The sequence below is a fragment of the Bradyrhizobium sp. BR 1432 genome (assembly GCF_051547705.1).
Lineage (GTDB): Bacteria > Pseudomonadota > Alphaproteobacteria > Rhizobiales > Xanthobacteraceae > Bradyrhizobium > Bradyrhizobium zhanjiangense.
Window position 1 is genome coordinate 4,402,814 of the sequence record NZ_JBPUGF010000003.1, and the last position, 26,956, is coordinate 4,429,769.

Genomic DNA, 26,956 nt, shown 5'->3' on the forward strand with positions numbered 1-26,956 from the left:
GCGCCTGTTGCCAACGAGACACGAGCCCATGACGCGATTTCCGACCTTGTTCCTGTCGCATGGTGGCGGCCCCTGGCCGTTCATGGAGGACAGGCGGGTGCAGTACGCGAAGACCGCCGCGGAGTTCGGCCGGTTGCCGCAGCTGTTGCCGGAAAGGCCGAAGGCCGTGCTCGTCATCACCGGACATTGGGAGGCCGACGCCTTCACCGTGTCGACCTCGGCGCATCCGCCGATGGTGTACGACTATTACGGTTTCCCCGAGCATACCTATCACCTCAAATATCCGGCGCCGGGCCAGCCCGCGCTTGCCGCAGAGGTGAAGGCGCTGCTCGCGCGCGCCGGCCTCGATTGCCGGGAGGATCCCAATCAAGGCTTTGACCACGGCACCTTCGTGCCGCTCGGCCTGATGTATCCGAATGCGGACATGCCGATCGTGCTGCTATCGCTGAAGTCGAGCTATGACGCGGCCGAGCACATCAGGGTCGGGCAGGCGATCGCACCGCTGCGCGACGAAGGCGTTCTGATCGTCGGCAGCGGGCTCACCTATCACAACATGCGCGGCTTCAATCGACCGGAGTCCAAGCCGGTCTCGTACGACTTCGAGGCCTATCTGAACGAGGCCATCAGCAATCCGGATGCGGCCCGCCGCAACGCGATGCTGGTCGACTGGGAGAACGCACCCAGCGCGCGTCTTGCGCATCCGCGCGAGGACCATCTGCTGCCGCTGATGGTCGCAGCCGGCGCCGCCGGCAGCGATTTCGGCCGTCGCGTCTTCGTCGACGAGGTCGCGGGCGTGGCGATGGCATCGTATGTGTTTGGCGGTTGACTTTATCCCTCTCCCCGCTTGCGGGGAGAGGGTCGGCGTGAGGGGGAATCTCCGCGAGCGAGGTGAGAGTTGGATTCGTGGAGAGTCCCCTCACCCGGAATCCGCGCTGCGCGCGAATTCCGACCTCTCCCCGCAAGCGGGGAGAGGTGAAGGGCAGCTCACCCGTATTTCAGCTTCATGAACAGGATGCCGCCGGCGAGCAGCATGGTGATGGCGTTGGCGGCGACCAGCGGGGCGTCGCCAGAGAGCAGGCCGTAGAGGAGCCACAGCGCCAAGCCCAGCACCATGACCAGGAACATGCCGAGCGAGATGTCGCGCGCCGAGCGCGTTTTCCAGACCTTGATGAATTGCGGCGCGTAGGCGACGGTGGTGCAGGTGGCGGCGGCAAAGCCGAGCAGCTTGATCACGAGGGGTCCATGCCCGGCTCTATAGCATCGGATTCGATGCCGGTCACGCCTGGAGCCTTTTCCGTTCCGACGAAATCGGAACGGGGCTCTACATTCCAGTTCTGACGCGTTTTCTTCACGCGAACCGGTATCTACTTCGCTCGCTCTATGCCCGGCGGGCCGCCATGAGGTCGCGGTAGAGTGCGGCATAGTCGCCGGCGCGGTTGCGCCAGGAGACGTCGGTCGCAAGGCCGCTTCGTTGCAGCCGCCGCCAGGTCAGCTTGTCGTGGAAGGTGGTGTTGGCCTTGCGCAGCGTGCCGGCGAGGGCGTCTGCTGTCACGGGGCCGAACTTGAAGCCGGTGGCATCGTGGCCGGACGCATCTGCCTCGCCGATGTCGACGATGGTATCCTCGAGGCCGCCGACACGTGACACGATCGGGACGGCGCCATAGCGCAGCGCGCAGAGCTGGGTCAGGCCGCATGGCTCGAAGCGCGACGGCACGATCAGCGCGTCCGAGCCGGCCTGGATCAGATGCGCCAAGATCTCGTCGTAGCCGATCACGACTCCGATCCGGCCGCGATTGGCGCGTGCGGCGGCCTGGTAACCGTCCTGGAGATCGCGATCGCCGCTGCCGAGCAGCGCGAGCTGCATGCCTTGGTCCAAAATGGTCGGAATGGCCTCGAGCAGGAGATCGAGGCCCTTCTGCCAGGACAGGCGGCTGATGACGCCGAGCAATGGCGCCTCGTCCGAGGAATCCAGATTGAACTGCTGCTGAAGTGCCGCCTTGTTCGCGGCCCGGAACGTGAGATCTTCCGCGCCGAAGCGGTAGGCGATGTGCGGATCGGTTTGCGGATTCCACACGGAGATGTCGATGCCGTTGAGGATGCCGCTGAGCACGCCCGCGCGTGCGCGCAGCAAGCCGCCGAGCCCCATGCCGCCTTCGTCGCTTTCGAATCTCTTGCGCGTAGGTCGGCGACACCGTGGTGATGCGATCGGCGAATTGCAAGCCGGCTTTCAGGAAGCTGATGCCGCCGAAATATTCGATTTCGTTGACGTTGAGGGAGTGCCAGGGCAGGCCGATCGCACCGATCAGCTCAGGGGCAAACTTGCCCTGATAGGCCATGTTGTGAATGGTCATCACGGTGCCGGGCCGCGGCCGGTTGTCATAGTGCAGATAGGCCGGCGCGAGCCCCGCCTGCCAGTCGTGGGCGTGCACGATGTCGGGCACGAAGGCAGGCACGAGGCCGTGACCGATATCGGCGGCGACGCGCGAGAGCGCGGCGAAGCGCACGCCATTGTCCGGCCAGTCGACGCCATCGCTGGTGACGTAGGGGTTACCGGGCCGCGCGTAGAGATGCGGCACGTCGAGCACGAACAGATCGAGGCCGTCGTGCGAGCCGGCGAGCAGCCGGCCCGGCCCGCCGAAATAGTTTGGCCAGCGCCGGATTTCCTCGGCGCCGGCGAGCATCCGCGTCACGTCGGGATAGCCGGGCATCAGGGTGCGCATCTCGACGCCATGCGCCTTCAGTGCAACCGGCAGCGCGCCGGCGACATCCGCGAGGCCGCCGGTCTTGACGATGGGATAGACTTCAGAAGCGACCGCGAGGACGCGAACAGGCGTCATGTATTGAGCCTGTCGATCATCGGCTGGGTGATCAGCGAGATGCCCTGTTCGGTGGTGCGGAAGCGCTTGGCGTCGAACTCGGGATCTTCGCCGACGACGAGGCCCTCGGGGATGTCGACGCCGCGGTCGATCACGACGTTCTTCAGGCGAGCGCCGCGGCCGACATTGACATAGGGCATGATCACGGCGTTCTCGACATTGGCGTAGGAGTTGACCCGCACGCCGGTGAACAGCAGCGAGCGGCGCAGCGCGGCGCCGGAGATGATGCAGCCGCCCGAGACCAGCGAGCTCACGGCCTGGCCGCGCCGGCTCTCCTCGTCGTGGACGAATTTGGCGGGCGGCGTGATCTCCGCATAGGACCAGATCGGCCACGCGCGGTCAAACAGATCGAGTTCCGGCACGACATCGGTGAGATCGACATTGGCGGACCAATAGGCGTCGACGGTGCCGACGTCGCGCCAATAGGCGCCGTTGTGGCTGCTGGAGCGCACGCAGGAGGTCGAGAACTGGTGTGCGAACGCGCGGCCGTTCTTGACGAGGTATGGAATGATATCCCTGCCGAAATCATGGTTCGAGTTCGAGTCCTCGGCGTCGCGCTTGAGCTGGTCGAACAGGAATTTCGCGTTGAAGACGTAGATGCCCATGCTGGCGAGCGAGACGTCCGGCTTGCCGGGCATCGGCGGCGGATCTTTCGGCTTCTCCAGGAACGAATGGATCCAGCCTTTCTCGTCGATATGCATGATGCCGAAGCCCGATGATTCCGCGCGCGGCATCTCGAGGCAACCCACCGTGACGTCGGCGCCGCTCTCGACATGCTCGCGCAGCATCACCTCGTAGTCCATCTTATAGATGTGGTCGCCGGCCAGCACCACGATGAAGCGGCAGGCGTGGGATTCGATGATGTCGATGTTCTGGTAGACGGCGTCCGCCGTGCCGACATACCACATGTTCTCGGAGACGCGCTGGCTGGCCGGGAGGATGTCAAAACTCTCGTTTCGCTCCGGGCGGAAGAAGTTCCAGCCCATCTGAAGGTGCCGGATCAGGCTGTGCGCCTTATATTGGGTCGCGACCGCGATACGGCGGATGCCCGAGTTCACCGCGTTCGACAGCGCGAAGTCGATGATGCGGGACTTGCCGCCAAAATAGACCGCCGGCTTGGCGCGCCGGTCGGTCAGCTCCAAAAGCCGGCTGCCGCGTCCACCAGCGAGGACGAACGCCAGCGCTTGGCGGGCAAGCGGTTCATTACCGACGGCACTCATGTCATCCTCCCACACTCTGGCATGCCGGGGCTTTTTGTCGCGAGAAGCCCCGCGGTCCCGCGCCCATTGGAACCGATAGTAACGGTACGAATAGTAAATCGGGAAGTGGGTTGTTGGTTGCGCGCAACGGGAAGCTTAATGCTTTGCCTTAATGTCTTTGCCGTGGCCGAAGGGCTACAGCGTCGCGCCGCTGTCACATCGGGCGGAGCAGATCGTTGGGCCTTGCGTGCCGGTGGCCATTTCGCAACGAGGCGTGAACGGGACTTGTGCGCCGCACGCAAAGTCCGGGCTTTGACTTGGCGCTTTGACTTGGCGCAAGGATGTCCGATCATGGTGTTGCGATCCTTTTCCAAGCGAAACGTCAGACAGGGAGTAAGACGATGAGGATCTGGACAACGGCAATTGCCTGTTCGCTGGCCGGCGTGGTCATGGCCGGCCAAATCGAACAGGCTGCGGCGGGTCCGATGCCGACCAACGTCGCGACCATGAAGGCCGCGGCCGGTGATGATGTCACGCAGGTGCATTGGCGCGGCGGCGGCTGGGGATGGGGCCTCGGTGGCCTCGCGGCCGGCGCGATCATCGGCGGCGCCATCGCCAGCGGCGCGCCTTACGGCTATGGCTATTATGGCGGCCCGTATTACGGCGGCTATGGATATCCGGGATACGGCTATGGTTATGCGCCGGCCTATTACGGCTACGGGCCGGCCTACGCCTATCCGCGTTACTATGGCTATCGCCGGTACTATCGGCCTTATTATGGCTATCGGCCGTATCCGCGTCCGTACTACCGCGCCTATTGGTGATTTCACGCGGCTAGAGCGAAAGCCACACGATCAGGCTCATGCAGGCCAAATGCGCGAGCACGATCGCGGCGAGATGCAGCGGGCCGGGCTTGAGGCGAAAGCCGCGCATCTCGCCGTTTTCGTTTAGTTCGATCCTGCGGCCGCGGCGGTGAAGCTGCGGTCGACGGCTTTGCCGACGTCGAGCTTCTTCGGCAGGATGCCGTAGCGCGTCGAACGGTCGGAGGCTTCCTGCACCTCCTTCACGACGTTCTCGTCGATCACGATCGGGCTGGTGCGCTGCGCGGTGTAGGCCGACAGCAGCACGTCTTCCGGCAGCTTGGTCAGCTCGGCCGTGTTCTTGGCATATTCGGCCAGGTGATCAAGCGACCATAGCCGTGCCTTGTTCAGCCGCTGCACCAGATCCTGCACCGCCGCGCGCTTGGTAGCGATGGCGTTGTCGGAGGCGACGATGAAGGTGATGGTTGGCGTCAGGCCCTCGCCGTCGGCGACCACGCGGGCCTTGTCCTTCAGCGTCGCGAACGAAACGTAGGGCTCCCACACCGCCCATGCATCGATCGAGCCGGCGAGCAGCGCGATCTTGGCGTCGACCGGCCCGAGCGGCGCGAAGGTCGCATCGTCCAGCTTGATCTCTGCCTTCTCCAGCGTGGCGTCGATCAGGAACTGTCCCCAGCCGCCGCGCGTGCCGGCCAGGCGTCTGCCCTTGAGGTCGGCGGCCGACTTGATCGGCGAATCCTGGCGCACCAGGATGGCCTGCGTCTTCGCGTCCGACCTCGTGCCGCCGATCGCCTTGATCGGCGCGCCCGCCGCGTAGACCGACAGGAATGAGAGATCACCGGTATAGCCAACGTCGAGCGCACCGGCGTTGAGCGCTTCCAGGATCGGCGCGGCCGCGGGGAATTCCGACCACTCGATCTTGTAGGGCAGGTCTTTCGCGTAACCGGAGATTTCGAGCAGCGAACGGTTGCCGCCCTTCTGGTCGCCGACGCGCAGCACGACTGGGTCCGTGGCAAAGGCCGCGGCAGTCGTCGACAAGGTGATGGCGGCAGCGAACAGCGATACCGCGAGTCGGCGGGTGATGGAATGGTCGTGGGAGTTGATGCTCATATGGCCTGTCTTGTTGCTTGGCTCACGACGCGTGAGCGAACGATGCAGCGAGACGATCAAGTCTATGACCGCGCGGTGCGCCGTCAATGAAATGGCCATTCCTATTGCAGATGAGTCAGGCAATGACGTTTTAGTAGAGTGCTGCTTTCGAGAACGTGTCGTGTGCGCAGCCGAAATTGCGCAGGAATGAACCAGGAGCGGGACGCGCGGAGCGCTCTGCCAACTGATGCATTCGCGAAAATCCTTTCATCGTTCGCGCGCATGCCGATGGAGAGAATGACTTCGCCTCGCACAACATTCGAAATTCCATTTCATTGACGATGCGGCGCGTGCGCCGCATGATTTGCGCATCGCATCAACGCGGCGCGTGAAACGCCGACGCAACAATTTTCTCAACGCAGCTCCATACGGAACATGCGCAACGCCAGCCGTTGCGCGCATAGCGGAGCCGTGCCAGCGCAGGAGTGGGGACTGATGAGCAACGACGACAAGCGCGGTGGATCGAAGTCTCGATCGGCGCCATCTGCTCCGGGCGGGGTTGGCTGCGGCCTTCGCCGCGCCGCTCGGCGCGCTGGGCGCGCAGGCATTTGCGCCGCGCGGGATTGCGCCCGGCGTCGACTTCTCGGAGTTTCCGTTGTGCCGGACGGCTTCCGATGCGCCTGCGCTCACCGGCGCGCCGCGCAAGCTGAAACTGTCATGGAATGCCGGCGCGGTCTGCCTCGCACCGGTGCCGGTCGCGATCGAGCACGGCTTCTTCCAGAAGCACAATCTCGACGTCGAGCTCGTCAACTATTCCGGCTCGACCGACCAGCTGCTCGAGGCGATCGCGACAGGAAAGAGCGACGCCGGTCTCGGCATGGCGCTGCGCTGGCTGAAGCCGCTGGAGCAGGGGTTTGACGTCAAGATCGCCGCAGGCACCCATGGCGGCTGCATGCGGGTGCTGTCGCGTAGCGATTCCGGCGTCGCCAGGCTCGCCGATCTCAAGGGCAAGATCGTCGCGGTCGGCGATCTCGCCGGCCCCGACAAGAACTTCTTCTCGATCCAGCTCGCCAAGCTCGGCATCGATCCGGTCAAGGACGTCGACTGGCGCGCCTATCCCGGCAATTTGCTCAACGTCGCGGTGGAGAAGGCTGAGGTGCAGGCCTTCCTGTCCTCCGATCCGCTCGCCTATCTCTGGCTCAAGGATACTCAATACAAGGAAGTCGCTTCCAATCTCGACGGCGAGTATCGCGAAAAGAGCTGCTGCATCCTCGGCCTGCGCGGCAGCCTGGTGCGCGAGGAGCCGCAGGTCGCCCGCGCCATCACGCAGGCGCTGCTCGATGCCGCGATGTTCACCGCGCAGAATGCGACGGTTGCGGCAAAATCGTTCCAGCCCTACGCGCCGAAGGCGGCCACGCTCGCCGACATCGAGGGCATGGTGCGCTACCACACCCACCATCATCATCCGGTCGGCGACGTGCTCAAGCGCGAGCTCAAGGCCTATGCCGAACGATCTGAAGAGCGTGCAGGTTTTCAAGCCGAGCACCGATACGGCCAAATTCGCGGAGCGCATCTATGTCGACGTATTCGCTGTCTGACGGCCTCGCCTCCGGCGCGCCGCGGCTCTCGCGCGCGCCACTGCTTGCGACCTGGATCAGAGAGTCGGGCGTCGGCGTGCTCGCAAGCATTGCCTGGATCGCCTTCGGCCTGTCCTGCCTGTGGTGGGAGGATGTCGGCGACTGGTCGCGCACGCATTCGCTCGGCATTGCGGCCTTCATCGTCGCCGCGGTCGCCTTGTTCGGAACGGTCGGTGCCGATTATCTCGGCTCCGCAGGGCGGGGTTTGCGCAAGCGCGCGCCCTGGCTCGTGGCGCTCGGCGCCTTCCTGACGATTTGGGAAGTCGCCACTGCAAAGTTCGCCTGGGTGCCGCTGCCGTTCTTTCCGCCGCCGCAGGCGATCATCGAGGTCTATACCGATGATCTGCCAAAACTGCTCGACAGCGTCTTTGCCTCGGTTAAGCTTCAGCTCGGCGGCTATTTGATCGGTGCCACGGTCGGTTTCCTGACCGGTGTCTCGATCGGCTGGTCGCGCGCCGTCGGTTATTGGGTGCATCCGGTGCTGCGCTTCATCGGTCCGTTGCCCGCGACCGCGTGGCTGCCGATCGCCTTCTTCACGTTCCCGTCGAGCTGGAGCGCTTCGACCTTCCTGATTGCGCTAGCGACCGGCTTTCCAGTCACCGTGTTGACCTGGTCCGGCGTCGCGAGCGTCAGCAACGCCTATTACGACGTCGCGCGGACCCTGGGCGCAAAGCCGTCCTTCCTGGTGCTGAAGGTCGCGATCCCGGCGGCGCTGCCGCACGTGTTCGTCGGCCTGTTCATGGGGCTCGGCTCGTCGTTTGCGGTGCTCGTCGTGGCCGAGATGATCGGCGTCAAGGCAGGGCTCGGCTGGTACCTGCAATGGGCGCAGGGCTGGGCCGCCTATGCCAACATGTATGCGGCGCTGATCGTGATGTCGCTGCTCTGCTCCGGCGCGATCACGCTGCTGTTTCGATCCGCGACCGCCTGCTGGTCTGGCAGAAGGGGACCGTGAAATGGTAGCTCTGGCTGAAGCGATCGCGCATCCGGCCGCCGGCGCCGCGCTCGACATCGAGCAGGTCAGCCACGCCTTCGATATCGATGGCGCCGAGCTGCCTGTGCTCAGCGACGTCAGCATCTCTGTCGAGCCGGGCGAATTCGTCGCGCTGCTCGGCCCATCCGGTTGCGGCAAGTCGACCTTGCTGCGGCTGGTCGCCGGTCTCGATAAGCCGAAGGCGGGCAGGTTGCGGGAAGACGAGGATCGCATCAGAAGTCCGCATCCCTCGCGCGTCGTCGTGTTCCAGGATCCGACCCTGTTTCCCTGGCGGTCGGTCTGGGACAACGTCGCCCTGGGCCTCGAGGCCCAGGGCATTTTGAAGAGCCAGCGTCACCGCGTCGACGCCGCGCTCGATCTCGTTGGCCTCTCGTCGTTCCGCAACGCCTATCCGCACCAGCTCTCCGGCGGCATGGCGCAGCGCGTCGCGCTGGCGCGCGCGCTGGTCAACGATCCCAAGATCCTGATCCTCGACGAGCCGCTGGGCAAACTCGAACTCGCTGACCCGCATCACCATGCAGGCCGAGCTCGTCTCGCTCTGGCAGCGCAAGGGATTCACCACGCTACTGGTGACGCACGATGCGGAGGAAGCCCTGGTGCTCGCCAACCGCGTCATCGTGTTCAGCGATCGCCCGGCACGGGTCAAGGCCGACATCCGCGTCGACCGACCCTATCCACGCCATCGCGGCGATCCCTATCTGGCTGATCTGCGTCGCCAGATTCTTGGCCTGCTGGGGCTGGATGCCACATGGTGACCTCTATAGCGAAAGGGCGCACGGCCCCTAGCGAGCCCGACTACATCGCGCGCGCCGAGGCGCTGGCGACGAGCTTTGCCACGCGCGCGGCCGAGCATGACCGCAATGGCAGCTTCCCCTTCGAGAATTTCCGCGAGCTCTCCGAGGCGGGCCTGTTGTCGCTGGCGGTGCCGGCAGTACATGGCGGTGCTGGAGCGGGTGCACGATACGCCGCGCGCGTGATCGGCATCATCGGCAAGGCCGATCCGTCGACGGCGCTGGTGCTGTCGATGCACTATATCAATCATCTCGTCATGGCGCGCAGCCCGACCTGGCCGGCGCGGCTGTCGCGCAAGCTCGCGCGCGAGAGCGTCGAAGGCCTTGCGCTCGTCAACGCGCTGCGGGTCGAGCCGGAGCTCGGCTCGCCCGCGCGCGGCGGCCTGCCGGCGACGATCGCGCGGCGCACCGAGACCGGCTGGCGCCTCTCCGGCCACAAGATCTATTCGACGGGATCGCCGATCCTGAAATGGTACCTGGTCTGGGCGCGGACGGACGAAGCCGAGCCGCGCGTCGGACAGTTCCTGGTGCCGGCAGGCCTGCCGGGCACGCGTATCGTCGAGACCTGGGACCATCACGGCCTGCGCGCCAGCGGCAGCCACGATGTCGTCTTCGAGGATGTCGTGATCCCGCTCGATGCCGAGGTCGATGTCCGCAAGCCGGCGGACTGGCGTACGTTTGACGTCACGCAGGCGACCGTCCACACCGTCTTCGTCGCTGCGATCTATTACGGCGTTGCCCGCGCCGCGCGCGACTGGCTGATCACGTTCCTGAAACAGCGCGCTCCCGCGAGCCTCGGTGCGCCGCTCGCGACCTTGCCGCGCGCGCAGGAGATCCTCGGGGCCATCGAGGCGCGGCTCGCGGTCAATGCGCGGCTGATCGAGTTTTTCGCGCGCGATTTCGATGACGGCGTCCAGCTCTCCGCGAGCGAATCCGATGTCATCAAGCTCACCGTGACCAACAACGCCGTCGCCGTGGTCGAGGACGCGCTGTCGCTGACTGGCAATCACGGTCTGTCCCGCGCCAATCCGCTGGAGCGGCACTATCGCGACGTCCTGTGCGGGCGCGTGCACACGCCGCAAGACGATTCCACGCGCATCGGCCTCGGCCGCGCCGCATTGGGCCTCTAGCTTTTCCGGAAAACAATCAGGGAGACGACCATGTCGATCGAGTTCATCGGCTTCATCAGCAACAACAATTCGTCGGAAACCGTCGTCCGCGAGGGGCCGGTGCTCAACCCCACCCACATCGAGACGGTGGCGAAGGCGCATGAGAATGCCGGCTTCGATCGCGCGCTGCTGGCGTTTCATTCGACCACGCCCGACGCGCTCCAAGTCGCGCAGCACGTCCTCAACCACACTGACCGCCTCAACGTGCTGATCGCGCAGCGGCCCGGCTTCACCGCGCCGACGCTGCTGGCGCGGCAGCTCGCGGCGCTCGACCAGTTCTCCCGCGGACGCGTCGCGCTCCACGTCATCACCGGCGGCAACGCCACCGAGCTGCGGCAGGACGGCAACACGCTCGACGACAAGGACGAGCGCTATGCCCGCACCTCCGAATTCCTCGACGTGCTCAAGCTGGAATGGACCAGCGACAAGCCGTTCACCTACAAAGGCAAATACTATCAGGTCGAGAACGCCTTCTCGCAGGTGAAGCCGTATCGTCCCGAAGGGATCCGCATCTATTTCGGCGGCGCTTCCGATGCGGCGATCGACGTCGCCGGCAAGCACGCCGACACCTTCGCGCTGTGGGGTGAATCCTATGCGCAGGTGCGCGACGTCACCTCCCGCGTCCACAACGCGGCGGTCCGGCAGGGGCGGCCGACGCCGCGCTTCAGCCTGTCGGTGCGGCCGATCATTGCGCCGACCGAGAAGCAGGCCTGGGAGAAGGCGGAGGACATTCTGGCGCGCGCGACCGCGCTTCAGGACAAGACCGGCTACCGCAAGCCTGCCGACGGCCACGCCACGGCCGGCGCGCGGCGTCTGCTCGCGCTCGCCGACCAGGGCAGCCGCATCGACAAGCGGCTCTGGACCGAGATCGCAAAGCTCACCGGCGCCAACAGCAACACCACCGCGCTGGTCGGTACGCCCGAGCAGGTCGCCGAAGTCTTTGGCGACTATTACGACCTCGGCATCACCCATTTCCTGATCCGTGGCTTCGATCCGCTGATCGACACCATCGAGTACGGCCGCGAGCTGATCCCGCTGACACGCAAGCTGATCGCCGAGCGTCGGGCCGTTCGCGGCGAGGCCGCGGAATGATCCGTCTGATGTTGGCCGGCGCGCTGCTGTTCGGCTCGTTCGAGCTGGCGGCGGCGCAAACCACCCTGCGTGTCGGCGACCAGAAAGGCAATGCGCAGGCCGTGATGGAAGCGGCCGGCGTGCTCAAGGATGTTCCCTACAAGATCGAGTGGAAGGAGTTTCCGGCGGCAGCTCCACTGCTGGAAGCGCTCAGCGCCGGTGCGATCGAAACCGGTCTCGTCGGGGATGCGCCCTTCACCTTCGCCGCAGCCTCCGGCGCGCCGGTGAAGGCGATTGCCGCCATCAGGCAGACGCGCGAGGGGCTCGCGATCCTCGTGCCCCAGAACTCCCCGATCAAAAGCTTTGCCGATCTGCGGGCTAAGAAGATCGCAACCGGTCGCGGCTCGATCGGCCATCAATTGATCCTCGCCGCGCTCGAGAAGAACGGCTGGAGTGCGAGCGACGTGCAGATCGCGTTCCTTGCGCCTTCAGATGCCAAGATCGCCTACATGCAAGGCTCCGTCGACGCTTGGTCGACCTGGGAGCCCTATGTCAGCCAGGAGGAGGTGCTCTTTAGGTCGCGCCGCATCATCACCTCGGAAGGTCTGACACCGGGGCTGAGCTTCCAGGTGGCGCGGCCCGATGCCATCCGCGACAAGCGCGCGGAGCTGACCGACTTCATCCGACGCCTCACCGCGGCGCGGGCGTGGTCGCTGAACAACATCGATAGCTATGCCGCGACCTGGGGCAGGTTGATGAACATCCCGACCGCCGTGCCACAGAACTGGCTCTCGCGCGCAAAGATCCGCCTCGCGCCGATCGACGACGCCGTGGTCGCGGACGAGCAGAGCACGATCGACCTCTATTTTCGCTGGGGCCTGATCAAGCGGAAGCTGGACGCCGCGGAGATCGTGGACCGTTCGTTCGCCGATGCAATCGCGAAGGCGGGATTGTAGGGGCTCTACTTGCAGGGCAGTTCACCCTCCCCTGGAGGGGGAGGGTCGGCTCACGTTGAGCGCAGCGAAATGTGAGACGGGGTGGGGTGAAGGTCTCTCCACGTCTAACAGTGTTTCTCGTGGAGGGATCACCCCACCCCGCTCGCGCTGCGCGCGATCGACCCTCCCCCTCCAGGGGAGGGTAAGAGGAAGAAGCTTTCACGAGCGCTTCAAGGACTCGTGAGGAAAGGAGGAGGTTTCCAGCGCAATCGCCTTGCTCGACACATTCCTTCTGCATTTCGCGCCGACGACAACACCCCCATTGCTATTTGCTCCACCTCCCTTGCGCCACTCCGCGTCCCGCCAAAATCAATCCAACGACCACATCGGGAGACCGGCCATGGGCCTGCAAGAAACAAAAATCGAATCGCTTCCCTTCGTCACTGCCGAACTCAACTATCTCGCACCGACATCAGCCAAGCCGCGCACCTACGCCTTCGATTCGCCCCCGGGCGAGCCGAAGAGCACGGCGCTTGCCGAGCCGCATCAGGTCCCGATCTTTGACGCGCGGCTGATTGCGCAGAATTTCTCGCTCGATCGCGAAGGCTTTGCGCTGGTGCGCCATCCGACGCAGGTGAAGGATTTTTACAACGCCGAGGAAATTCGCGCCGTCTACTATCCCGCCGTCGAGGCGTTCCTGCGGGCGACGCTGAAGGCCGATCGTGTCGTCATCTTCGATCATACCGTGCGCAAGCGCGTCGAAGGCGCCGCCGACATTCGTGGTGGCGGCCCGCGCCAGCCGGCGACGCGCGTGCATGTCGACCAGACCGCCGTCTCCGGCGCCAATCGCGTGCGCGAGCACCTGCCTGACGAAGCCGAAGAGTTGCTGAAGGGGCGCGTGCAGGTGATCGATCTGTGGCGGCCGATCCGCGGCCCCTTGCGCGATTCACCGCTGGCGATGGCCGACGGCACGACGGTTGCGCCCGACGATCTCGTCGCCTCCGATTTGATTTATCCCAACCGTCGCGGCGAGACCTATTCGGTGAAGTACAATCCGAACCACCGCTGGTTCTATTTCCCCGAGATGACGCCGGACGAGGCGCTGCTGCTCAAGTGTTATGACTCCGCAACCGACGGCCGCACGCGGTTCGGGCCGCACACGGCCTTCGTCGATCCGACCACACCGCGAGATGCCGCCCCGCGCGAGAGCATCGAGGTGCGCACGTTGGTGTTTCACAATCGGTAACAAAGTGTGATGGCACTGACGGGCACCGCCCGGCAGTCTTTTGGGAACCTCAGGGAACAAAGCGACGTTTGCAGCGCCGGGCAGGGTAACCGGGAGGGTGCCGTGCAAGCGCAGACGACGCTATTGATATCTCTTGCCAGCTTTTTGCTTTTTGCCTTTTCCGTTGCCCACGCCGAAAGCGGGCTTGCTTCGTACTACGGATATGGAAAGGCCGGTAAAGGTGGCGATCTCACATGCGCGCACCGGACGCGTCCTTTCGGCACCGTGCTGAGGGTGTCCTACAGCGGACGAACGATTCAGTGCCGCGTCAACGATCGCGGCCCGTTCATCCGCGGCCGCATCGTCGATCTCTCCGTGCCCGCCGCCCGCGCACTGGGCATGATGAGCGCCGGCGTGGTGCGGGTCTCGGTGGATTAGGCCGGCAAGCGGGCTATAGTGCCACCCAAAGCAAGGGGTGAGGGCGCTATGGCCAGGATCAGAGTGGGACTCGTCGGCTGCGGCTTCGTGTCGGAGCTGCACATGTATGCGTTCCGGCGCGTCTATGGCGTGGACGTCGAGGTTGCGGCGGTGGCTGCGCGCGGCGATGACGTGATCGAGTTCGCGACCCGCCACAACATCCCGCGCGTCTATCGCAGCTTCGCGGAGGTGATCGCGGACCGCGAGCTCGATGTCATCGACATCTGTACCCCGCCCAACCTTCACGCCGAGATGATCGTCGCCGGCATGCAGGCGGGCAAGCACGTCATCTGCGAAAAGCCGTTTGCGGGCTATTTCGGCCGCGAGGGCGATGCGCGGCCGATCGGTAAGCATGTGCCGAAGGCGCTGATGTACGAGCGCGTGCTGGAGGAGATGGACGCGACGCGGGCCGCGATCGAGCGTAGCGGAAAATTGTTCATGTATGCCGAGGACTGGATCTACGCGCCCGCGGTGACCAAGACCGCGGAGATCATCAAGGCGACGAAAGACAAGATCCTGTTCATGAAGGGCGAGGAGAGCCATTCCGGCTCGCACGCCGCGCATGCCGCGCAATGGGCGATGACGGGCGGCGGCTCGCTGATCCGCATGGGCTGTCACCCACTTTCCGCCGTGCTTTATCTGAAGCAGGTGGAGGCCAAGGCGCGTGGCGAGACCATCCGCGTCGCCAGCGTCACTTGCGATGTCGGCAACGTTACCGCTGGCCTCAAGACCGAAGAACGCACCTACATCAAGACCAATCCCGTCGATGTCGAGGATTGGGGCACGCTAACGGCGACCTTCTCCGACGGCACCAAGGCAACCGTGTTCTCCGGCGACATGATCATGGGCGGCGTGCGCAATCTGATCGAGACCTACACGAGCGGCGGCTCATTGTTCGCCAACATCACCCCGAACACGCATCTGATGAGCTACCAGACCAGCGAGGAGAAGCTCGCCAGCGTCTACATCACCGAAAAGGTCGACCGCAAAACCGGCTGGCAATATGTCTGCCTCGAGGAGGAATGGACGCGCGGGTACTTGCAGGAGATCCAGGACTTCATGGAATGCGCCGCGACGGATCGACAGCCACTCTCGGACCTCGCGCTGGCGTACGAGACGATCAAGGTGAACTACGCGGGCTACTGGGCGGCGGAAGAGGGGCGGCGCGTGGTGTTGTAGCGATGAGCCCGCTGAGCTGGCCGCGCGCATGGCTGAGCAGTGGGCGCGCAAACAAAGAAAGCCCCGAGAGGAAACCCACATTGGGAATCCTTTGGGGGCTATTTTTCGGCAAAGCTCGTATTGAAAAAGTGCGAGGTTTCTATCTGCACACCCGCCCCAATTCTTCTTCTCCGGCTGCTCGATCTGTCGTCACAGCACCAGCTTCGTCAATTGCCCTGATAATTACAGGACACGCACATATGACCAGCTTTATCAAAGTTCTCCCTAGCATCGTAGCCTGAGTTCGCGCAGATTTTGCCTATAAAGTGTCGAGGCAGGTCGTTGGTCCATAGCACCGCCTGCTGGAACAGCCATCACAGCTGATCCACTATGATGTCTCTTATGGAGTGATGAACGATGACGCTGATCACTACCAGCATTAGCTGATACAACACCAGCAGCTAATATAGCTGCAATAAGAAGTGCGGTCTTCATGATACACCTCTCAAATTAAGGCAACGTAGTCGCTGCCAAAGCAAGGCGACTGCTTCTGTCACCGGTCTGCGTGTCCGCCGTGTCAACACTACTCTGACCAGCAGGATCGCAGTCCGCTTGCAAGAGTTCAGGACGTTTGCTCGTGAGCAGAGGCTGTTTCCGCATTTCATTAAGGCGGGCGCGGCAATATTCGCGATAGAGCAGCTCGAATATGGCGGGCATGGTCACCCCCATCGTTGACTATCACTGTTATGAGTATTCCCAGGCCCCGCTGGATGCGCGCCCGTTCGCCGACTGCGCCAGCCGTGCGAAAAAAGGAGCAGGGCCAATTACCTAAAGGCTACTATAGCAGGCTCGTGTTTCAGCAAAACTTCGTCCGACAACTTGAGAGCGCGGCCCTGCGATCGAAAATCCAACTACAGCGCGAAAAGAATTACCACTGGATGCAAGCACCATCGGCTGCAACGTCGCCAGCGCGGCGTTGCAGCACTGATTGGTTAGCCGCTTGCACGCTGCAGATCCTTCTCCTCTTGCGGGAGAAGGTCGCATAGCCGCTACGACAAGCTACGTCAGAGCATCACTCACGCCCCGTAAGTCGATCCCTTCGGCAGCGGGAAGACCGGCTCCCGCGTCCGGATGTTCGTCGGCCATACCACCGAGATGTGCTCGCCGGCGTTCTGCATCACGACCGGCGTCGAACGCTCGTTCTGGCCGGAGAGCGGCGTGCCCGGCGGGAAGAATTTCACGCCATAGCCCTGGATGGTGCCACCGGCGGGGATGTCGACGTCGAGCGCTGCTTTGCGAACGGCCTCGGGCTCGAAGCTGCCGTACTTCTCCTTGGCGACCGGCAGCACGTTGTTGAGCAGCACCCAGGTCTGGTTAAAACCCATCGAGCAGTGCGGCGGCACGTCGGTGGCGCCGGTCTTGGACTGGTAGCGCGAGACCATGGTCTTGATCAGATCGCCCATACCCGGCGCGAGCTTGGCGGGGTCGAGCAGCTGCGCCGGCACCGGATCGATGTTGCAGAAATTGTCGATGTCGGAGCCGAAAGTCGCACGCAGCTTGTCGAGCTGGCTGTAGCCGGCACCGGCCCCGAACAGCATCTTGAAACGCAAGCCGCTCTCGCGGGCCTGGCGCAGGAACAGCGTGATATCGGGGTTGTAGCCGGCGTGCGAGATCACGTCGGCCTTGGCGCGCTTGATTTTTGTGACCAGCACCGAGAGATCGGGCGCCGAGGCCGAATACCCTTCGCGCAGCACCACCTGGATGCCGGCCTGCTTGGCATAGGCCTCGTCGGCGGAGGCAACGCCGACGCCATAGGGGCCGTCCTCGTGGATCAATGCGACCTTGACCTCCTTCGGGTCGATGCCGAGCTTGGCTTTCGCATGCTCGTTGATAAAGCTTGCAAAGGCTTGTCCGTACTGGTCGGAATGAATCTGCGCGCGGAAGACGTATTGCAGATTCTTGTCTTTGAACACGGCGGTCGAGACCGCGGTCGTGATCCAGAGGATCTTCTTCTGCTGCTCGACCCTGGCGGCGAGCGGCACGGCATGCGAGCTCGCATAGACGCCGTTGAGGATATCGACCTTCTCCTGGTTGATCAGGCGTTCGGCCTCGTTGATCGCGACGTCCGGCTTGCTCTGGGAGTCGGCGGCAACAGGCACGATCTTGGTCTTGCCTCCGATCCCGCCCTTCTCGTTGACGAGATCGATGGCAATCTGCGCACCGATCGAAGAGGCGACCGAACCGCCTGCGGCGAACGGCCCGGTCAGATCGTAGATGACGCCAATTCGCAAATTCTCGGCTTGGGCCTGGGCCCGTGTCCAATCGAGGCTGAGTGCGGCGGCGGCAGCCGCCGATGTCTTCAGCAGCTGCCTGCGTGAAGTCGGCATCCTATCCTCCCTCAAAACCGTCTTATGTTTGGCTGTTATTTTTTTGCGAAGTATTGGGAGCAGGATGGCGAAAGTCAACATCGCCCAAGGTCGATAGGGCAGGCGGCGGCGTAGAACGCATCTGCGAAAGGCAGCAAAAAGCCCATCACTCCGCGCGGAGCGATGGGCCTCCTGTCGATGCGACTGGTTACTGCGACAGCTTGACGAAGTTCGGAAACTTCATCTTGCCTTCCGCGATCTTCTCGGGCCAGACCACGACCTGCTTGGAGTCCTGCCACTGGAAGACGAGGCCGGTGACAGCGCCGGGGCCCGACTTGATGCCGTGGGTGAACTCGTCGTTCTTGCCGTGGAACTGGATGCGACCGATCGTGCCCTCGTAATCGGTCTTCTCGAGCTCGGCGACCATCTTGTCGGGATCGGTCGAGCCGGCGCGCTTGATGGCTTCCGTGATGAAGTAGACCTCGTCATAGGAGGTGTAGCCGGTATAGGCCGGCGGAGTGCCGAACTTGGCCTTGAAGGCGGCCGCGAACGGCTTCGTCTTGGGAGTGACGGCGACGTCCGGCGTCGCCACCGCCAGCGACGGTATGCCGTCGGCCGCGCCATTGGTGTCCTTCCAGAAGGTCGGGCTCAGCGCCTGCGCGCTGATGCCGAACATCGGGATCGGCACCTGCTGGTTCTTCCACTGCACCGTCGGCTGCACGCCGACATGGGAGATGCCGGTGACGATCACGTCGGGCTTCTTGCTCTCGATGTTGTTGAAGATCGGCGTGAAGTCGGTGGTATCAGGCGAGAAGCGGACGTGCTCGACGACCTTGAGGCCGGCCTTCGGCAGGCATGCCTCGTAGCCGACGTCGAGCGGCTTGGTCCAGGCGGCGTCCTCGCTCATGATCGCGACGGTCTTGAACTTGAGCTTGTCGACGAGCAGGTCCTTGGCGGCGTCGCAGACCAGCTGGGCTTGGGCGGCCGAGGTCAGGTAGCCGTGGAAGGTGTACTTGTTCTTCTCGTAGTCGTTGTGGATCGCCTTGGTGATCTCGTTCGAGGCGGCGCCCGGCGTGATCAGCGGCATCTTCAGCCGCGCCGCCCAGGGCTCCAGCGCCAGCACGACCTCGCTGATATAGCTCGCGATCACCGCGGAGACCTTGTCCTCGCTGACCGCACGCTGGAAGGCGCGCACGGAATCCGCCGACGAGCTCTTGTTGTCGTAGGTGACGATCTCGATCTTGCGGCCGAGCACGCCGCCCTTGGCGTTGATCTCGTCGGCAGCGATCTGCGCGCCGCCGGGCGTCGCCGCACCGGCGATCGACTGCACCTCGGCGATGACGCCGATCTTGATCGGATCGGTCGACTGCGCGTAGGCGGGTGCCGCGAGGCACAGCGCCAGCGCGGAGGCGAGCAGGCTGCTGTTGAGAACTGATGGTCGCATGGTCGTTTCCTTTTCCATGTTTTTGTTGATGTTGACGGACTTAAAGAAATCGGCGCCGGCCTCGCTCGCGAATCGGCCGGGATCGCCTTCCCAGACGATCCTTGCATGCTCCAGCACATAGACGCGGTCGGCATGCGGCAGCGCGAAGGTCACGTTCTGCTCGCCGAGCAGCACCGTGATCGACGTGGTCTGCCGCAGCTTGGTCAGCGCCTTGGACAACTGCTCGAGGATGACGGGGGCAAGGCCCAGCGTCGGCTCGTCCAGGATCAGGATCTGCGGCTGCATCATTAGCGCGCGGCCGATGGCGAGCATCTGCTGCTCGCCGCCGGATAGCGTCTGCGCCATTTGCCCTTGGCGCTCCTTGAGGATCGGGAACAGCTCGAACAGCCAGGCGAGCTGTGCCGCGCGCTTGTCATCGGAAAGGTGCTGGCCACCGAGATCGAGGTTTTCCCGCACGCTCATCTCGCCGAACAGCTCGCGCGATTCCGGGCACTGCACGAGACCGCTGCGCGCGATCCTGGCCGGGCTGGTGCCGCGCAGCTTCTCGCCGCCGCGGACGATCTCACCGCTGTAAGGCAGGAAGCCCGAGATGGTATTGAATAGCGTGGTCTTGCCGGCGCCGTTAAGGCCGACGACCGAGACGAACTCGCCCTCATGGACGTGGATCGAGACGTTCTCCAGCGCCTGGGCCTTGCCGTAGAACACGCTGACATTCTCGACCTGGAGCAGCGGCACCTTGTCCTTGAAGCTGGTCTCGGGCCGCGCATGGGTCTCGATGGCGCCGCCGAGATAGACCCGGCGCACGGTCTCGTTCTTCATCACGTCGTCGGCCCTGCCGGTGACGATCTCCTCGCCGAGATACATCGCGAGCACGCGGTCGACGAGGGCGGCGACGCTCTTGACGTTGTGGTCGACCAGCATCACCGCGCGGCCCTCATCGCGAAAGCTGCGGATCAGGTCGGAGAAGATGTCGACTTCGGCCCGTGTCAGGCCGGCGAAGGGCTCGTCGACCAGCACGACCTTGGGGTCACGCGCGATCGCCCTGGCAAGCTCGAGCCGGCGCAGATCGGCAAACGGCAGCGTCGGCGGGCGGCGGTTCATCACATTGCCGAGCCCGACGCGGTCGGCGATCCATTTGGCGCGCTCGACCAGCGCCTTGTCGGGGAACAGCATGAACAGGCTGTCCGGCAACAGCGCCACCATGATGTTTTCCAGCACCGTTTGCCGGTTCAGCGGCCGCGAGTGCTGGAACACCATGCCAAAACCTTTGCGCGCGATCTTGTGCGCGGGCAGGCCGGCGACGTCCTCGCCTTCGAAGACGACCTCGCCTGATGTCGGGCGCTCGATGCCCATCACGCTCTTCATCGCGGTCGACTTGCCGGAGCCGTTCGGCCCGATCAGGCCAAAGATCTCACCGGCGTTGACCTCGAAGCCGAGGTTTTTCACCGCAGTCAATCCGCCGAAGCGTTTTGTCAGGCCGCGAACTTCGAGCACGGCCCGGTTTGAAAGCCTCATGTCCATCACGTGCGCGCCTCGCGCGAGAGGGCCGCTCCGAGGAAGCCGCCGGGAAAGAACAGCACGACGAGGAGCGCGACCGCCGAGACGATGAAGGTCGCGAGCTCACCGGTCGGCCGCAAGAACTCGCCGGCGACGATCAGGAAGATCGCGCCCAACGCCGCGCCAAGCACGGTGCGGCGGCCGCCGAGCACGGCGGAGACGATGACGTTGACGCCGACCGCGACGTCGACGACCGTGCCGACCGAGGCGGTGCCGAAGTAGAACACGAGAAGCGCGCCCGACAGTCCCGAGAAGAACGCGCTGACGATGAAGGCGGCGAGCTTGTGCTTGACGATGTTGAAGCCGAGCGCGCCGGCCTGCACCGGATCCTGACCGCTGGCCTGGAGCACGAGTCCAACAGGCGATTGCGACAGGCCGTAGAGGATCGCCGCCGAGATCGTCATGAAGCCGAGCGCGATCCAGTAATTCGTGCCGGCATTGATGCTGATGACGTCGGGGATGGTGAGCCCGATCTCACCGCCGGTGAGGTCGGCGAACACGACGATGAAGTTCTGCAGCAACAAGACCGCGACCAGCGTGGTCAGGCCGAAATAGGGCCCGCGCACCCGCAAGGCCGGCAGCGCCAGCACGAGGCCGGCGACGACGGAGGCGAGGGCGCCGAGGACGATGCAGAGATAAACTGACCAGCCGAACTGGGCATTGAGGATGCCGGCGGCATAGGCACCGACGCCGATCAGGAACGTGGGGCCAAAGTTCACTTCGCCGGCAAAGCCGAACAAGAGGTCCCAGGCCATCGCGAACACACCGAAATAGAACGCGACGGTGAGCAGCCCGAGCACATAGCCGGAGACGTAGAGCGGCAGCGTTGCCGCGATGATGACGAGCGCGAGCGAGATGAAGAACAGGCGCGAGGTGAAGAAGGTAGACATCTCAGCGCCTCCCCAGAAGGCCCTGGGGCCGGATGTACATCACGAACACGAGCAGCAGCAGCGCCGGGATGGTGCGGTAGGCCGGCGAGAGCAGGTAGGCCGTCAGGGTCTCGAGATAGCCGACCACGAAGGCCGCGATCAGCGAGCCGGAGACGCTGCCGAGGCCGCCGAGCACGACGATCGAGAACGCGCTCGCGGTCAGCGGTCCGACGCTGTAGGAGCTGACCCCTAAGAACATGCCGAGCAGCACACCGGCGATGCCGGCGAGGATGCCGTAGATCGCCCACACCACGATGTAGATGTTGGTGAGCTCGAGCCCGAGCAGGGTGACACCGCGTGGGTTCATCGAGGCCGCCAGCACGGCCTTACCGGTGCGGGTGCGGTTCACCAGGAGCCACAGCAGCGCGATGACCAGGCAGCAGACGATCGCCGTGAAAATCTCGTTGCGCGGCGTGCGGACGCCGAGGATCTCGACCACGCCGTCGACAATCGGCAGCACGGTCTTGGCGTTGTTGGTGAAGAAATAGGCGATCAGCTCCTGGATCATGATGCCCCACAGCAGGGTGCCGGTGAGGACGAAGATCTCCTTTTCCTCGTTCGGGATGCGCCGCGAATCCTGGATCGGCTTCACCACCGCGAAATAGGTGGCAAAAGCGGTGAGAAGTGCGACGCCGACGCCGATCAGCGCGCCGGCATAGGTGCCGACATTGAGGATGCTGACGGCGGCCCAGGCCGCCACCGCTGCGGCCACCATGATGGCACCGTGAGAGAGGTTGAGCACGCCGGAGACGCCGAAGATCAGCGTGAAGCCGGTTGCACCGAGAGCGTAGAGAGCGCTGATGGCAAAGCCATCGATCAATATCTGGAATGCTTGCATCTATGGTTGGCCAGGCAGTCTTGGCTGCCTCTTGGAGAAAAGGTGCTGCGGAAGCCGCATGTGGAAGCTCCCGGGGAAAGAGCCCGGGAGCTGTTCCGATCAGTTCGTGGTGAGCTTGATGAAGCTCGGGAACTTGACGTCGGTCTTGGCGACGTCCTTCGGCCAGACCGCGGTCTGCTTGCCGTTCTGCCATTGCAGCATCAGTCCGGTGATCAGGCCCTTGCCGTACTTGATCGAGTGCGTGAACGGATCGTCCTTGCCGTAGAACTGGACGCGACCGATCGTGCCTTCCCAGTCGGTCTTCTCGAGCGCCGCGACCAGCTTGTCGGCGTCGGTCGAGCCTGCGCGCTTGGCGGCATCGGCGATGTAGTAGACCTCGTCATAGGCGGTGTAGCCGGCATAGGACGGATAGTTGCCGTACTTCTTCTTGAAGTTCTCCGCGAACGGCACCGACTTCGGCGTCACCGCGACGCCAGGGCCGGAGACGCCCTGGTAGAGCACGCCTTCGGCCGCTTGATTGGTGTCCTTGCCAAAGGTCTCGTTTGTCGCCTGCGAGGCGATGCCGAACATCGGGATCGGCACCTGCTGGTTCTTCCACTGCACCGTCGGCTGCACGCCGACATGCGAGATGCCGGTGATGATCACGTCGGGCTTGGAGCCCTCGATCTTGTTGAAGATCGGCGTGAAGTCGGTGGTATCGGGCGAGAAGCGGATGTGATCGAGCACCTTCAGCCCGACCTTGGGCAGGCATTCCTCGTAGCCGACGTCGAGCGGCTTGGTCCAGGCGGCGTCTTCGCTCATGATCACCGCCGACTTCATATGCATCTTGTCGACGAGCAGATCCTTGGCGGCGTCGCAGACCGAAAGCGCCAGCGCGGCCGAGGTCAGATAGCCATGGAAGGTGTACTTGTTCTTCTCGTAGTCGGCGTGGACGCTCTTGCTGATCTCGTTGGAGGCCGCGCCGGGCGTCACGAACGGCGTCTTCAGACGCGAGGCCCAGGGCTCCAGCGCCAGCACCACCTCGCTGATGTAGCTGGCGATGACCGCGTTGACCTTGTCCTCGTTCACCGCGCGCTGGAACGCGCGCACCGAATCTGCGGAGGAGGAGTGATTGTCGTAGGAGATGATCTCGATCTTGCGGCCGTCGACGCCGCCGCTCGCATTGATCTCGTCGGCTGCGAGCTGCGCCGCCTGCGGGATCGATGCGCCGGCGATCGCCTGCGCCTCCGCGATCACGCCGATCCTGATCGGGTCTACCGCAAGTGCCGCGCTCGACGCGGTCATCAGCGCGCCGAGTGAGGCTGCGCCGAGGACCATCCGCAATGCACCAGAGAGTATGGTTTTCATGTTGTTCTTTCTCCCTTTTAATAAGCCTCTTACGAGCTATTGGGGCGGGACTATAACGGCGATGACATTCTCGGCAAGTGAAACTGCATTCGGGATTGTGAGAGCCGGCTAAAGTCTAGCGCTGCGCAAACAGCTGGTATTGCAGTTGCAAGCGCTGCTTCGGGATCAGGCATGCAGATTTCGTCGATCGCCATGCTGTATGCGCTCGGCCTTGCGATCGTCAGTGTCGACCCGAAACGCCCGCACTGCGAGCAGCCATTGATCATCGCCCGCCACGGGCGTCCAGTGGTAATGCCGCGCCGCGCGGGAAGGTCTTAAAGCATGGTCCAGCTGGTTGAATGCCGCCTCGTCAACGAGCCGTTCGCCGATCCCGGCCTGCTCGTCGACTTCAGGTTCGGACGCCGTGCGATGCTGTTCGACATCGGCGATCTCTCTGGCTTGTCCAATCGCGAGTTGCTCCGCATCAGCGACGTCTTCGTCAGCCATCTCGAAACGCCGGGACCGGTTGCGCAGCGAAGCGGAGGCCGCGTTCTCCGGCGCGGCTTAGCGCGCCCTTAGCAGCGACGGATCGAGCGGGCGCAGCCGGGCGGGATCGAACGGCGACAGGTCGACATCGCCTGCTGCGCCATGCGCGATCAGCTGCGCCAGCGCTTCGCCGGTCGCGGGCGCATTGAGGATGCCCCAGACATTATGTCCAGTCGCAACGTAGAGGCCCTCACTTCCCGGCACCTTGCCGATCAGCGGCAAGCCGTCCTGCGTGACCGGACGGAAGCAGGCCTGCCGCGCGATGATCCTGTCGGCGCGAAACGCGGGCGACAGCCGTTCGGAGATCGCCTGCAGGCGAGCGATCGCGTCCTGGTCCGGCGTCACGGCTGCGGGATCGAGCGGCAGCGGCGCGATGTCGGAGAAGGCAGTGACGTGCGTGCTGCCGTCGGCACGCGGGAAAACCTCGATCGAGACCGCGCTGCCATTCTCATCATATTCCAGGAACAGCGCATCCGCCGGCACGTCCGCGCCGGTGTCGTACACGATGCTCGGGCTGCGCTGGCCGTAGACCGCAGGCAGGCTCATCCATTGTGCGGCGAGCAGCGACCAAGGTCCCATGGCGATCACTACCGCATCCGCCTCAAGGGTGCGGCCGTCAATTTCGACCCCGCGCGCGGTGCCGTTCGCATCGCGAACGATGCCGGTGACGCGTCCGGTTCGAAGCTCGGCGCCTTGCGCGAGGGCCGCGTTCATCATGGCGGAGGTGAACTTGCGCGGATGAACGATCGCGGTCGTCTCAGTCGTGCCGAGGCGGTGCGCGATGACGACGCCATTGGAGAGCCAGCCGAGCGCGGCCGGCGCATCACGGTGCGCATCAGCATCGGACACGACGAAGCCGCTATAGGCGTTCATGCGGCGATAGCCCCAATCACCAGCGGTCTCGTCCGGCAACCGCGCATGAAGCGCAAAGCTGCGCCGCGCCAGCGCATCGAGCGGCGTGTCGGCGCACCAGTCGAGCGCCAGGAATCCGCCGGCCTTGCCGGATGCGGCGGCCGCGACCTCGGTCCGTTCGACGACGATGACGTCGATGCCGAGGCGGCCGAGGAAATAAGCGGTGCAGGCGCCGATCACGCCGCCGCCGCAGATGACAACGCACATGGCTTCTTCCCTGATAGTCCCTCTCGCATCGAGAGGAGTATCAAAACAATTCGGCGCCGGCAGGGCGCGCCGGCGCCGTCTCGTGGACTGCGTCGCGCCGCTTCAGCCCGGCCCAGCGCCTTGTGTCGCCGTGTAGACCGCGTAGAGCGACTGGCTCGCGGCCATGAACAGGCGGTTGCGCTTGGGGCCGCCGAAGCAGATGTTGCCGCACACTTCCGGCAGGCGGATGCGACCGAGCAGCTTGCCGTCCGGTGACCACACCGTCACGCCGTTGTAGCCGACGGCGCGGCCGGCATTGCTGGAGGCCCAGACATTGCCGTTGACGTCGCAGCGCAAGCCGTCGGGCCCGCACTTCACGCCGTCGATCACGCAATCGCTGAACTTCCTGAGGTTGGAGAGCTTGTTGTCGCTGCCGACGTCGAACACGAAGATCTCGCCCTTGCCGCCCGCTCCGGTGTCGCCCGGTCCCTTCCCGGTCGAGGCGATGTAGAGCTTCTTGTAGTCGGGTGAGAAGCAGAGGCCGTTCGGATCTGGCACCTGGTCTTCGGTGACGACGAGGTCGATGCGGCCCGAGGGGTCGATGCGATAGCAGTTGGTCGGCAACTCGCGTTTGCCTGCGACGAAGCCGGCCGGCTGTCCGATCCGCGGATTGAGCTTGCCGCCTGCATTGCTCGGGCCACCTGCGACATCGGGCTCGCCTTCGTAGAGCTGGCCGCCATAGGGCGGATCGGTGAACCAGTAGCTGCCGTCGGGATGCGCGGCGATGTCGTTCGGCGAGTTCAGCTTCTTGCCCTGATAGGAGTCCGCGAGCACGGTGGCGGTGCCGTCATGCTCATAACGCGTCACCCGACGCGTCAGGTGTTCGCAGGAAAGCTGGCGGCCCTGGAAGTCGAATGAGTTGCCGTTGGAATTGTTGGACGGCGCACGAAACACGCTGACGCGACCGTCGTCCTCGCTCCAGCGCATCTGACGGTTGTTGGGAATGTCGCTCCACAGCAGATAACGTCCTTGCGCGCTCCAGGCCGGGCCCTCGGCCCAGAGCACACCGGTGTAGAGCCGCTTGATCGCGGTGTTGGGCTGCGCGAGATCGTTGAAGGACGGATCGACGGCGATGATGTCGGGGTCCCAGAAATAGGTGGTCGGCGCGCCACTGGGGCCGAAGTCGCGCGGCGGGGTGGTGATCGTCGTCGGCGGTGCGGCGGGGCCGGCCTGCGCCAGCGCGGAGCCGGCTCCAGCCATTGTGGCGGCGGCGCCGAGCGCAAGCCCTTGTAAAACTCCTTGGACAAGTGTTCGTCGTGAAAGCGCACCATCGTGGTCACGCTGCTCTCCGTCACGAGCCTCTTGGCGTGTCATCGCGTCCTCCCGATCATGTTCGCTGGCCGGTTGATCCGGCCG

Annotated in this window: 19 protein-coding genes and 5 pseudogenes; 11 read left to right on the plus strand and 13 right to left on the minus strand. The window is 64.2% G+C overall.

Annotated elements, in window-relative coordinates; genetic code table 11:
* Window positions 1-28: 28 nt before the first annotated feature.
* Window positions 29-826, plus strand: coding sequence for a DODA-type extradiol aromatic ring-opening family dioxygenase (locus tag ACSKB8_RS21155; protein WP_370987535.1), 798 nt, complete (start codon window positions 29-31; stop codon window positions 824-826).
* Window positions 827-984: 158 nt separating this feature from the next.
* On the opposite strand, the gene ACSKB8_RS21160 is transcribed toward ACSKB8_RS21155, so the two are convergent.
* From ACSKB8_RS21160 to glgC, 3 genes and pseudogenes are all read right to left on the minus strand, one after another.
* Complete coding sequence (locus ACSKB8_RS21160; protein ID WP_438106130.1) at window positions 985-1,233, minus strand: SemiSWEET transporter; 249 nt, start codon at window positions 1,231-1,233, stop codon at window positions 985-987.
* A 145-nt stretch (window positions 1,234-1,378) separates the two neighbouring features.
* Window positions 1,379-2,837 (minus strand): annotated as a pseudogene (gene glgA, locus ACSKB8_RS21165) (glycogen synthase GlgA).
* The gene (gene glgC / locus ACSKB8_RS21170; RefSeq protein WP_438106132.1) at window positions 2,834-4,096 is read right to left on the minus strand and encodes a glucose-1-phosphate adenylyltransferase; all 1,263 of its coding nucleotides are present in this window, start codon (window positions 4,094-4,096) and stop codon (window positions 2,834-2,836) included. The pseudogene glgA and the gene glgC overlap by 4 nt, the downstream one beginning before the upstream one ends.
* A gap of 380 nt (window positions 4,097-4,476) precedes the next feature.
* On the opposite strand from glgC, the gene ACSKB8_RS21175 reads away from it, so the two are divergent.
* Window positions 4,477-4,899 carry a hypothetical protein gene (locus tag ACSKB8_RS21175; protein ID WP_091878885.1) on the plus strand — a complete coding sequence of 141 codons (423 nt, stop codon included), beginning with the start codon at window positions 4,477-4,479 and terminating at the stop codon, window positions 4,897-4,899.
* 123 nt (window positions 4,900-5,022) lie between these two features.
* Here the strand turns inward: ACSKB8_RS21175 and ACSKB8_RS21180 are convergent, their stop codons facing one another.
* Entirely contained in the window at window positions 5,023-6,003 is a 981-nt protein-coding gene (locus ACSKB8_RS21180) for an ABC transporter substrate-binding protein (RefSeq protein WP_438106134.1), read from the minus strand.
* A 474-nt stretch (window positions 6,004-6,477) separates the two neighbouring features.
* Here ACSKB8_RS21180 and ACSKB8_RS21185 point away from each other — a divergent pair.
* The 9 genes and pseudogenes from ACSKB8_RS21185 (at window position 6,478) to ACSKB8_RS21225 (ending at window position 15,457) form a co-directional block, all read left to right on the plus strand.
* Window positions 6,478-7,580, plus strand: a pseudogene (locus tag ACSKB8_RS21185) (ABC transporter substrate-binding protein).
* Window positions 7,558-8,579 (plus strand): annotated as a pseudogene (locus ACSKB8_RS21190) (ABC transporter permease). Before ACSKB8_RS21185 ends, ACSKB8_RS21190 begins: the two co-directional pseudogenes overlap by 23 nt.
* Window positions 8,573-9,365 (plus strand): annotated as a pseudogene (locus ACSKB8_RS21195) (ABC transporter ATP-binding protein). Before ACSKB8_RS21190 ends, ACSKB8_RS21195 begins: the two co-directional pseudogenes overlap by 7 nt.
* Window positions 9,359-10,531 (plus strand): acyl-CoA dehydrogenase family protein, encoded by a 1,173-nt coding sequence (locus ACSKB8_RS21200; protein WP_438106136.1) that lies wholly within the window; start codon window positions 9,359-9,361, stop codon window positions 10,529-10,531. The pseudogene ACSKB8_RS21195 and the gene ACSKB8_RS21200 overlap by 7 nt, the downstream one beginning before the upstream one ends.
* Before the next feature lie 30 nt (window positions 10,532-10,561).
* A complete protein-coding gene (locus tag ACSKB8_RS21205; RefSeq protein WP_438106138.1) occupies window positions 10,562-11,662 on the plus strand; it encodes an LLM class flavin-dependent oxidoreductase in 1,101 nt (366 codons plus the stop codon).
* Window positions 11,659-12,597 carry an ABC transporter substrate-binding protein gene (locus ACSKB8_RS21210; RefSeq protein WP_438106140.1) on the plus strand — a complete coding sequence of 313 codons (939 nt, stop codon included), beginning with the start codon at window positions 11,659-11,661 and terminating at the stop codon, window positions 12,595-12,597. The genes ACSKB8_RS21205 and ACSKB8_RS21210 overlap by 4 nt, the downstream gene beginning before the upstream one ends.
* A 379-nt stretch (window positions 12,598-12,976) precedes the next feature.
* A complete protein-coding gene (locus ACSKB8_RS21215; protein ID WP_438106142.1) occupies window positions 12,977-13,822 on the plus strand; it encodes a CmcJ/NvfI family oxidoreductase in 846 nt (281 codons plus the stop codon).
* Between the two features lie 102 nt (window positions 13,823-13,924).
* The gene (locus ACSKB8_RS21220) at window positions 13,925-14,239 is read left to right on the plus strand and encodes a septal ring lytic transglycosylase RlpA family protein (RefSeq protein WP_438106144.1); all 315 of its coding nucleotides are present in this window, start codon (window positions 13,925-13,927) and stop codon (window positions 14,237-14,239) included.
* A gap of 48 nt (window positions 14,240-14,287) precedes the next feature.
* Entirely contained in the window at window positions 14,288-15,457 is a 1,170-nt protein-coding gene (locus tag ACSKB8_RS21225; protein WP_438106146.1) for a Gfo/Idh/MocA family protein, read from the plus strand.
* Between the two features lie 1,055 nt (window positions 15,458-16,512).
* Here the strand turns inward: ACSKB8_RS21225 and ACSKB8_RS21230 are convergent.
* The 9 genes and pseudogenes from ACSKB8_RS21230 to ACSKB8_RS21270 form a co-directional block, all read right to left on the minus strand.
* Window positions 16,513-17,823 (minus strand): ABC transporter substrate-binding protein, encoded by a 1,311-nt coding sequence (locus ACSKB8_RS21230; RefSeq protein ID WP_091878877.1) that lies wholly within the window; start codon window positions 17,821-17,823, stop codon window positions 16,513-16,515.
* Between the two features lie 187 nt (window positions 17,824-18,010).
* A complete protein-coding gene (locus ACSKB8_RS21235) occupies window positions 18,011-19,246 on the minus strand; it encodes an ABC transporter substrate-binding protein (protein ID WP_438110607.1) in 1,236 nt (411 codons plus the stop codon).
* 45 nt (window positions 19,247-19,291) lie between these two features.
* Window positions 19,292-20,767: pseudogene (locus ACSKB8_RS21240) on the minus strand (ATP-binding cassette domain-containing protein); the annotation flags it as partial.
* Window positions 20,767-21,693 carry a branched-chain amino acid ABC transporter permease gene (locus ACSKB8_RS21245; protein ID WP_438106148.1) on the minus strand — a complete coding sequence of 309 codons (927 nt, stop codon included), beginning with the start codon at window positions 21,691-21,693 and terminating at the stop codon, window positions 20,767-20,769. The gene ACSKB8_RS21245 and the pseudogene ACSKB8_RS21240, both read right to left, overlap by 1 nt.
* Window position 21,694: 1 nt before the next feature.
* On the minus strand, window positions 21,695-22,570 hold the full coding sequence (locus tag ACSKB8_RS21250; protein WP_438106150.1) for a branched-chain amino acid ABC transporter permease: 876 nt from the start codon (window positions 22,568-22,570) through the stop codon (window positions 21,695-21,697).
* 99 nt (window positions 22,571-22,669) lie between these two features.
* The gene (locus ACSKB8_RS21255) at window positions 22,670-23,917 is read right to left on the minus strand and encodes an ABC transporter substrate-binding protein (protein ID WP_438106152.1); all 1,248 of its coding nucleotides are present in this window, start codon (window positions 23,915-23,917) and stop codon (window positions 22,670-22,672) included.
* Window positions 23,918-24,082: 165 nt separating this feature from the next.
* A complete protein-coding gene (locus tag ACSKB8_RS21260; RefSeq protein ID WP_438106154.1) occupies window positions 24,083-24,403 on the minus strand; it encodes a hypothetical protein in 321 nt (106 codons plus the stop codon).
* A 57-nt stretch (window positions 24,404-24,460) separates the two neighbouring features.
* A complete protein-coding gene (locus tag ACSKB8_RS21265) occupies window positions 24,461-25,561 on the minus strand; it encodes an NAD(P)/FAD-dependent oxidoreductase (RefSeq protein WP_438106156.1) in 1,101 nt (366 codons plus the stop codon).
* 102 nt (window positions 25,562-25,663) lie between these two features.
* Window positions 25,664-26,914, minus strand: a complete 1,251-nt coding sequence (locus ACSKB8_RS21270; protein ID WP_438106157.1) for an SMP-30/gluconolactonase/LRE family protein — start codon at window positions 26,912-26,914, stop codon at window positions 25,664-25,666.
* Window positions 26,915-26,956 lie beyond the last annotated feature (42 nt).

Coding starts and splice junctions, on each gene's coding strand:
- ACSKB8_RS21215 (WP_438106142.1), top strand. CDS start 12,977: ATGGGCCTGCAAGAAACAAAAATCGAATCGCTTCCCTTCGTCACTGCC.
- glgC (WP_438106132.1), bottom strand. CDS start 4,096: ATGAGTGCCGTCGGTAATGAACCGCTTGCCCGCCAAGCGCTGGCGTTC.
- ACSKB8_RS21155 (WP_370987535.1), top strand. CDS start 29: ATGACGCGATTTCCGACCTTGTTCCTGTCGCATGGTGGCGGCCCCTGG.
- ACSKB8_RS21265 (WP_438106156.1), bottom strand. CDS start 25,561: ATGTGCGTTGTCATCTGCGGCGGCGGCGTGATCGGCGCCTGCACCGCT.
- ACSKB8_RS21235 (WP_438110607.1), bottom strand. CDS start 19,246: ATGCGACCATCAGTTCTCAACAGCAGCCTGCTCGCCTCCGCGCTGGCG.
- ACSKB8_RS21225 (WP_438106146.1), top strand. CDS start 14,288: ATGGCCAGGATCAGAGTGGGACTCGTCGGCTGCGGCTTCGTGTCGGAG.
- ACSKB8_RS21245 (WP_438106148.1), bottom strand. CDS start 21,693: ATGTCTACCTTCTTCACCTCGCGCCTGTTCTTCATCTCGCTCGCGCTC.
- ACSKB8_RS21250 (WP_438106150.1), bottom strand. CDS start 22,570: ATGCAAGCATTCCAGATATTGATCGATGGCTTTGCCATCAGCGCTCTC.
- ACSKB8_RS21205 (WP_438106138.1), top strand. CDS start 10,562: ATGTCGATCGAGTTCATCGGCTTCATCAGCAACAACAATTCGTCGGAA.
- ACSKB8_RS21255 (WP_438106152.1), bottom strand. CDS start 23,917: ATGAAAACCATACTCTCTGGTGCATTGCGGATGGTCCTCGGCGCAGCC.
- ACSKB8_RS21175 (WP_091878885.1), top strand. CDS start 4,477: ATGAGGATCTGGACAACGGCAATTGCCTGTTCGCTGGCCGGCGTGGTC.
- ACSKB8_RS21260 (WP_438106154.1), bottom strand. CDS start 24,403: ATGGCTGACGAAGACGTCGCTGATGCGGAGCAACTCGCGATTGGACAA.
- ACSKB8_RS21200 (WP_438106136.1), top strand. CDS start 9,359: ATGGTGACCTCTATAGCGAAAGGGCGCACGGCCCCTAGCGAGCCCGAC.
- ACSKB8_RS21180 (WP_438106134.1), bottom strand. CDS start 6,003: ATGAGCATCAACTCCCACGACCATTCCATCACCCGCCGACTCGCGGTA.
- ACSKB8_RS21210 (WP_438106140.1), top strand. CDS start 11,659: ATGATCCGTCTGATGTTGGCCGGCGCGCTGCTGTTCGGCTCGTTCGAG.
- ACSKB8_RS21270 (WP_438106157.1), bottom strand. CDS start 26,914: ATGACACGCCAAGAGGCTCGTGACGGAGAGCAGCGTGACCACGATGGT.
- ACSKB8_RS21230 (WP_091878877.1), bottom strand. CDS start 17,823: ATGCCGACTTCACGCAGGCAGCTGCTGAAGACATCGGCGGCTGCCGCC.